The sequence below is a fragment of the Aeromonas enteropelogenes genome (assembly GCF_000819845.1).
Classification (GTDB): Bacteria; Pseudomonadota; Gammaproteobacteria; order Enterobacterales; family Aeromonadaceae; genus Aeromonas; species Aeromonas enteropelogenes.
Genome location: NZ_CDCG01000023.1, coordinates 1 through 8,026 on the forward strand (window position 1 = coordinate 1; position 8,026 = coordinate 8,026).

Annotated in this window: 5 protein-coding genes and 1 pseudogene; all 6 read left to right on the forward strand. The window is 52.9% G+C overall.

All coding sequences use genetic code 11. The annotated features are described in order from the left end of the window. Window positions 1–269: pseudogene (locus BN1123_RS08850) on the forward strand (type I secretion system permease/ATPase); the annotation flags it as partial. Next, complete coding sequence (locus BN1123_RS08855; protein ID WP_197064494.1) at window positions 262–1,695, forward strand: HlyD family type I secretion periplasmic adaptor subunit; 1,434 nt, start codon at window positions 262–264, stop codon at window positions 1,693–1,695. The pseudogene BN1123_RS08850 and the gene BN1123_RS08855, both read left to right, overlap by 8 nt. Window positions 1,696–1,732: 37 nt before the next feature. After that, a complete protein-coding gene (locus tag BN1123_RS08860; RefSeq protein ID WP_042026553.1) occupies window positions 1,733–3,052 on the forward strand; it encodes a TolC family outer membrane protein in 1,320 nt (439 codons plus the stop codon). Between the two features lie 115 nt (window positions 3,053–3,167). Next, the gene (locus BN1123_RS08865; RefSeq protein ID WP_082037512.1) at window positions 3,168–3,935 is read left to right on the forward strand and encodes a transglutaminase-like cysteine peptidase; all 768 of its coding nucleotides are present in this window, start codon (window positions 3,168–3,170) and stop codon (window positions 3,933–3,935) included. A 3-nt stretch (window positions 3,936–3,938) separates the two neighbouring features. Then, window positions 3,939–5,864 carry an EAL domain-containing protein gene (locus BN1123_RS08870; RefSeq protein WP_042026555.1) on the forward strand — a complete coding sequence of 642 codons (1,926 nt, stop codon included), beginning with the start codon at window positions 3,939–3,941 and terminating at the stop codon, window positions 5,862–5,864. A 272-nt stretch (window positions 5,865–6,136) separates the two neighbouring features. Next, a partial coding sequence (locus BN1123_RS21335) for a retention module-containing protein (RefSeq protein ID WP_231555605.1) occupies window positions 6,137–8,026 on the forward strand: 1,890 nt, incomplete at its 3' end.

Here is an 8,026-nt window from a genome sequence, read left to right on the forward strand (position 1 = left end):
CGCTGCTCAATGATCCTCCCATTCTGGTGATGGATGAACCTACTTCCAACATGGACAACCAGTCCGAGATGCAGGTCAAACAGGAACTGGCCAGACTGGGGCCGGAAACGACCCTCATCCTGATCACCCACAAGACCTCCATGCTGGATGTGGCCAGTCGGGTGATTGTGATTGAACAGGGGCAGATTGTTGCCGATGGTCCCAAGGAGGTCATCTTGCAGCGGCTTAAAGAAGGCAAGGTCCGTGTGCAGGAGGTCTCCCATGGTTAAGGGATTGATGGACAGAGTTAAAGGCACCAGAAAATCCCCTTCTGGCGAGGTGCTGCCATCCCCCGAACATCTGGAGTTTGTTGACGACGGCGCTGCGGCGGTACTGCTTACAACCCCTACCCGGGCGAGGATCTTGCTGTGGTGTTGTTTCCTGTTCTTCATGAGCGCTATCGTCTGGGCGTCGTGGGCCGAACTGGATGAAGTGACGGTTGGGCAGGGCAAGGTCATCCCTTCCCGTCAATTGCAGGTGATCCAGAACCTGGAAGGGGGGATCGTCAAGGAGATCTTCGTCAAGGAAGGGGACATCGTTGAGAAGGGGCAGCCCCTGCTGCGTATCGACGATACCCGTTTTCGTTCCGATTTTCGGGAGCGGGAAAAAGAGCTGGTGACTCTGAAAGGGGATGTGGCGAGACTGCGTGCCGAGATGGCCAGCGTCGAGGTGAAAAACGATCCCGCACTGGGGTGGCGTGATCAGGTGACGGTGACAGAGGTGCCGATCCAGTTTCCCGAGGGTTATGAGAAGGTCTTCGTCGAATATGCGAACCGAGAGCGATCCGTGCAAAAGGCGCGTCTCAACAACCTGAAAAATCAGCTCTACATTCTTGGTCAGCAAATCGAGCAGAAAGAGCAGGAGCTGATCGAGCTCAATGCCAAGATCCGCACCGTGAACCGTAGTGTGGATCTGGCCAGGCAGGAGCTGAACATCAGTCGCCCTCTGGCAAAAGAGGGGATAGTGCCGCAGGTGGAACTCATCAAATTGGAGCGGCAAGTGAATGATATGCAAGGGGAGCTGGAGAGCAACCGACTACTGATCCCCAAGCTTAATTCGGTGCTGCGTGAGACCATTTTCAAACGCAATGATATCGCGCTCAAATTCAGGGCCGACTCGCAAACCGAGCTTAACGAGAAACAGGGCCAGTTGGGTCAGTTGTCAGAGGGGCAGGTCGGCCTGCGCGACAGGGTGGACAGAACCAGCGTGATTGCCCCTCTTAAAGGCACTATTAAAAAGCTCAAGATCAATACACTGGGTGGTGTGGTCCAGCCAGGGATGGATCTGATGGAAATCGTCCCCTTGGAAGATACCCTGCTGGTCGAGGCCAAGATTTCCCCGAAAGACATCGCATTTCTACGTCCGGGGCTGGATGCCGTGGTCAAGATCACCGCATATGATTTCACCATTTACGGGGGATTGCATGGTAAGGTTGAACAAATAAGTGCGGACTCAATCCAGGATGAGGAGGGGAACTCCTTCTATCTGGTTCGCGTGCGAACTGAAAAAAGTTACTTGGGCGATGAGCTAAACGCACTTCCCATCATCCCCGGTATGTTAGCCAGTGCGGATATCATTACTGGCAAGAAAAGTGTTCTAGACTATCTACTTAAGCCTATATTGCGGGCCAAACAGTCTGCACTTCGAGAACGATAAGCCAACAATCAGAAAACAAAACATGACTGGAGATAACATGAAAAAAACGATTGTTGCCATGCTGGTTAGTGGCGCCACTCTGCTGCCTGCGTTGGGACAAGCCCAAACGCTGGAGGAGTCGGTAGGACTGGCACTTTCCACTCACCCCAAGATTAAAGAAGCGTTTGATCTTTATCAGGCGCGTCTCTATCAACATGATGGTGCCAAGGGAGGCTATTATCCGACAATCGATTTGCGTGGTGGCGTAGGTTATGAAAAAACGGATAGCCCCTCGACCAGGCTCAATCCGAATAGCGATGACTCCATGACGCGTAAAGAAGCAGGTATCAGCTTGCGTCAGATGCTGTTTGACGGGTTCGATGTCAGCAACAACGTCTCCAGAACCGAGGCAGAAGCCAATGCCCAACGTCTGGCAATGATCTCCGAAGCCGAGAATACCGCCCTGCGGGTAGCCGAGGTATACCTCAACATGCTGCGCCAGCAGGAGATCCTGGAGCTTTCCAGACAAAACCTCGAGACTCATGAACAGATCCGCAGCGATATCCAGAAACGGACGGACTCGGGCTTGGGCTCAACCGCCGATCAGACCCAGATCGATGGTCGTGTTGCTCGTGCATACGCCAACCAGGCTGCTGCCGAGAACAACTACCGTGATGCGGAAAGTGAATTTATCCGCGTCGTCAACGAGGTACCAAAAGATTTGGTGCAGCCAGTGCCCAATGCCGAATTGCTGCCAGCCAGTCTGGACAATGCCCTCAAGGTAGCGACCGAAGTGCATCCAACCCTGCTCTCTTCCCTGCAGGATATCGAAGCGGCCAAATACCAGCATGAAGGTGCCAAATCCGGCTTCTATCCCAATGTTACCTTTGAGGTTGATCAAAACTGGAACGAAGACATCGACGGGGTTAAAGGTCGCAACGATGACCTTACGGCCATGGTTCGAATGCGTTACAACCTGTTCCGTGGCGGCTCTGATGTCGCTGAAAGCAATGCGACCTCGGCACTCTATTCCCAGGCGAAAGATATTCACCTGAATGCTTTTCGCCAGGTAGAAGAGGGCACCCGTCTGGCATGGAACGCCAAGGATTCATTGACCAAGCAGAAGACCTTTTTGAAAGAGCATGTGGACGCGAGCTACGACACCGTTCAGGCATACAAAAAGCAATTTGGTCTGGGTCAACGTACCTTGCTGGATGTGCTGAACACCGAAAACGAACTGTTTGAAGCTCGCCGCAGCTATATCACGGCAGAATATGATGCATTGCTGGCAGATTATCGCATCCTGAATGCGACGGGCAGCCTGCTTAATGCATTCAATTTCAAACAGCCTGCTGAATGGCAAGCCAAGCAACAATAAGTTATCGCTCTTTTCTCACCACAGAAAAATAGCGTCGGCGGGGGTGGCCGTATCTATGCGGCTAACCCTGCCCAAACCAAAACTGGCCGTGTTGTTCAGGAGTTCTCCACCCACGATGCAGCAGACGAACGATGAGACCTTCAGGTGTCTATCTGGCGATCACTCTGGAGCCCTGCCCCTTGTCAGCCGATATGTGAGTCGTGCTCTGCGCTATGTCTTGTGGCTATGGCTTCTTCCCATCTCCCTTCTTTTATCTGCCAGCCAACCGTTGAGCCAGGAAGACATCCAACTGGTCAAACGTGCTGAGCAAACCTATGGAGGACGGGCCGGGAAAAGGGTGACGACCTGGCGTACTCTGGTCGAGCAGAACCGCACTGCCGGATTATCCGAGCGGCAGAAGCTGGAAAAGGTGAATCAGTTTTTTAACCAGATGCGTTTTATCGACGATAGCAAGTTGTGGCGCAAAAAGGATTACTGGGCAACACCACTGGAGTTTCTGGGGGCATCAGGAGGCGATTGCGAAGATTTCAGCATCGCAAAATATTCGACCTTGCTTGAATTGGGTATTCCAGATGAGAAAATGCGGATGGTGTATGTCAAGGCACTCGATTATAACCAGTTCCATATGGTCGTTGCTTATTATGAAAACCCTGCATCAGTACCGGTCATATTGGACAACCTGATTGGTTCCATTCGTCCGGCAACGCAACGACGGGATCTGGTCCCAATTTACAGTTTTAACGGTAGTCACTTGTGGTTGATGAAAGCGCGTGGTCAGGGTGAATTGGCCGGGCAATCATCTCGCTTGGGATTATGGAATGATCTACGCAATCGCATGACATCGGGGCGATTGGCTCGACCTGTGATGAATTTGGATGACTAACCTATGACGCTCTATCGACAGTTATTGGCAACCATGCTGCTGCTGTTTGGATTGCTATTCGCGGCTACCTACTGGGTGCAGTTCAATTCAACGCGTTCATATCTTGCACAGCAGCAGGAAACTACGGTGATCAACACCGCGACCTCATTGGGGCTGGCATTGACCCCTTATCTGGAAAACGGGGACAAGGTGGGGGCTGAGTCAGTGATCCGGGCCATTTTTGATGGTGGTTATTATCGCCTGGTTCGCCTGGATCTGCTTGCGTCCAAAGATGTGATTGAAGAGGAGAACACCAGCCGGATCCAGGGGGTTCCTGACTGGTTTATCGAATTGGGGCTGTTTCCGGAAGTATCCAATGAGTCAATTTTGACGTCTGGCTGGCTGCAACTGGGCAAACTCAAGGTGGTTGGCCATCCAGGACAGGCTTATCACGAGCTTTGGGTCGGGATGAGCGAGCTGGCGACCTGGTTTGTGGTTGGCTTCTTGATTACGACCATCCTGCTGATGCGAGCCCTCAATTTCCTGCTGAAGCCGCTTAAGCAGATTTGTGAGCAGGCAGTTGAAATTGAGCTGCACCATTTTGGTCATGCCATCCCCGAGCCAAAAACCTATGAATTGAAACAGGTGGTGCAAGCGATCAATATTTTGTCCGGCAAGCTGGCTGTGCAATTTAAAGAGCAAGCCGATGAAGCTGAGAAATTGCGTGAGCGTGTTTATGTCGATGCCGTTTCGGGTCTGGGTAATCGGGCCTATTTTGTCGGGCAGGTAAATGCCTGGATTGCCGAAGCGGGGCAGGGTGGTGTGATGCTGGTTGCAGTCGACATTCTTGAAGATATTTATCGGGAAGAGGGTTTTGCCGCCCGAGACAATATGGTCAAGTCGATTGCCCAAGTGCTGCAGGAGCAACTGCAAGGGTGGAGTGGGGCTGCAGTGGCCCGCATTTCTGCGACAGAATACGCCTTGCTTTGTCCAACCAATGATCTTGCTCAACTTAAAGAGCTGGCCCAGCTGATTAATACCCGTATTGCGGATCTGGTCGTTAATCCCATGGATGAAGGCAAGCCTCTTTCTGTGATTGGTATTGCTGGCCGGGATGGTAATGATGATCTCTCCGCCTTGCTGACCAAAGCTGACAATGCCTTGGGCAAGGCACGCAATGAGCGGCGCGGAGCAGTCGTGATGGAAGGAGGAAACAGTCAGGGTATGATGGGTCGCTTGGCATGGCGAGATCTGGTGCAAGATGCCATTGCCAATCAACTTTGGCGTTTTAAGGCACAACCCGCTTGTCGTTTTGATGATGGTGCTCGTTTGCATGCCGAGTTGTTTGCTTCCATTTCCCGCGATGGAAATGACTATTTCGCCGGACAGTTCATGCCGGCCATTGAACAGTTTCAGATGGGGAGTGAGTTTGACAAGGCCATTCTTGATGCCAGCACAGCATTGTTGCAGCGTGAACCCGAGCTGACGTTGGCCATCAATATCACCGCAGGCGCTCTGTGTTCAGAGGTATTTTTAGGGTGGTTGCCTACCTTCCTGGCCAGCCATGATGATTTTCAGGAGCGTCTGCTATTTGAAATTCCGGAAGCGGCGATCGTGAAACACAAAGAACAAGTCACCGCTTTTGTGAATGTCTTGCGTGAACATGGCTTCGGGTGGGGGGTGGATCACTATGGTCGCCACTTCCAGTCTCTGGGCTATCTTGAAGAGCTGGCACCAGCTTATGTCAAGGTGGATCACGGTTATACCAGTCAAGTGATGGAGCCCGGGGCGGATACATCCTTCCTGGCGGCTGTATGCCGTGCCGCTCATAACGCCGGGGTGCTCACCATTGCGACCCGGGTCGAAGATCAGGAGCAGGTTGAGGTGTTGTCCCAATTGCATATCGATGGATATCAGGGATTCGTCCACCCAGCCTTTTCCTTGTCCTGAAAAATGACAAATGAGTCAATTGAAAGGCCCCATTGGGGCCTTTTTTATTGAAATGGATGAAGAAACAAGCCTGTTTATAGTAGCATTTGGAAGTCGGTGTCTCGTATGGGCATTGATCAACCATTTGAAATATATAGAGAAAAACAATCCGTTCGATTTAATGCAATCACCTTCAGTTTGACATGCTGTCCATATAAATTTTTGCAACGGTAAGGGTCACAGATAGCTTCTATGTTGTATGCATCAGGATCTGTCACCTTGGAGCAATGGATATGCGTACCCAAATCATCGACAAGACCGTTGTGGTCTCGGCCATTGAAGGCAAAGTGGAAATTGTATTGGCGGATGGCAGTCGTCGGCCGCTACAAAAAGGTGAAATTCTGCAACCTGGGGCCAAGCTTAACATTGCTGACGACGCCAAATTGGTTTTGATGCCCTACGATGACACCCCCTCTCCTGCATCGCCCGATGCGACAGCTCCCGATGTTCCAGCATCAGGGCCGCAACAAACAGCCGAAGCTGGCACGGGATTGCCTTCAGATATTGCGGCTTTGCAACAATCAATCTTGCAAGGGGTAGACCCGACGCAAAACTTTGAGGCGTCAGCTGCCGGTGGAGCACCTGCTGCGGGTGGTGGCGGGATCGGTGGTGTTGCGGGAACCAGTGGTAATGGTGGCTTCGTCACTATCGATCGGATTGGAGATGCCACGATTGCTGCAGCCGGTTTTGACACCACCTATCAGGCTGAACCCGTTGTCGACACCCAACAATTCGTAGAGCCATTGCTGGTCAACGAATTGGCCGATGAAGGAGAGCAACTGACCGTTCCCGAAGATGGCGTGTTGAATGGAAATTTACTGACTAATACAACCAATCCAGATGGTCCGAATGCCGCAACAGTAGTCAATTTCAGCTGGGGGGACAATCTCAGTGTCACGGTAGGCACTAGCATCACGATTGATGGTATCGGCACCTTGGTCGTCAATGCGGACGGTAGTTTCACCTTCACCCCCGCGCCCAATTATGACGGTGCGGTTCCTCCAGTGATTTACAGCGTGACTGATGGTACAGATACGGTTCAGTCAACCCTCGTCATTTCAATTACACCTGTTGATGAACCCGTTGAGCTGGGTGGTCTGGCGCTGGCAGGAGGAGAACTCACCCTTAACGAGGCAGCGTTGGCTGGCGGGAGTGCGCCTAATCTCTCAGCGCTGACACAAAGTAATGTCTTTACCTTCAATGCTCCTGACGGGGTGCAAAGCTTGACATTGAGTGGTGTCACGCTGATTGCAAATGGACAGCCGGCCACAACCTTCCCTCTGACGATTGTTAGTCCGCTAGGCAATCAACTAGTTGTGACGGGAATTAATTTCAACTCGGTCACTGGGGCTGGTAGCGTGAGCTATAGCTACACCCTGCTCGACAATGAAAATCATGCCCAACCCACCAATGACGCTTCACTTGCAGAGAGCTTTAATGTCGTACTGATCGATACCGATGGTGATACCACCAATGGCTCCCTTGATGTCACGATCTTGGATGACGGTCCGACCCAGACCGTGACGGCCAACGCAGGCGGCACGGCGGCAGTGACGGTCTCGCTGGACGAAACCACCGGTGCCACGGACCACTATGCGGCGGGCGAGAGTTCCGACAGCTATGTCAACGACGATGTGAGCGGCGCGCTGGCGCGTGCGACCACGACGGTGAGCGGCGGCCTGCTGAGCCTGTTTACCACCAGCGGCAGCTACGGCTCGGACGGTGCGGGCTCGCTCAGCACGGCGGTGAGCTTCACCGGTGTTCCGGTTAATGGATTGGCCACCAACCTGGTGGCCACCAATGGCGGGGCGATCACCCTGTTCGCCACGGGTGCCGGCGTGCTGGAGGGCAAGGACACCACCAACCAAACAGTCTTCAAGATCGAGATCGTCGATGTTGGTGGCTCGCTGCAACTGCAGACCACGCTGTACGAGGCGCTGGACAACGGCACCGACGGTCTGTACGACGAAGCGGTGCAACTGCTGCTGGCGCCGGGCAGCACGCTGTTGCTGCAAGCTCAGGTTACCCGTGTCGACGGCGATGGTGACCAGATCGTGGCCTCCGATACGGTGGTGCTGGCCAACAACACGACCTCGGCGTTCAGCTTCGACGATGACGGTCCG

What these genes read in the sequence shown, in the direction of transcription:
- BN1123_RS08855 (WP_197064494.1), top strand. Translation starts at nt 262, where the DNA reads ATGGTTAAGGGATTGATGGACAGAGTTAAAGGCACCAGAAAATCCCCT.
- BN1123_RS08860 (WP_042026553.1), top strand. Translation starts at nt 1,733, where the DNA reads ATGAAAAAAACGATTGTTGCCATGCTGGTTAGTGGCGCCACTCTGCTG.
- BN1123_RS08865 (WP_082037512.1), top strand. Translation starts at nt 3,168, where the DNA reads ATGCAGCAGACGAACGATGAGACCTTCAGGTGTCTATCTGGCGATCAC.
- BN1123_RS08870 (WP_042026555.1), top strand. Translation starts at nt 3,939, where the DNA reads ATGACGCTCTATCGACAGTTATTGGCAACCATGCTGCTGCTGTTTGGA.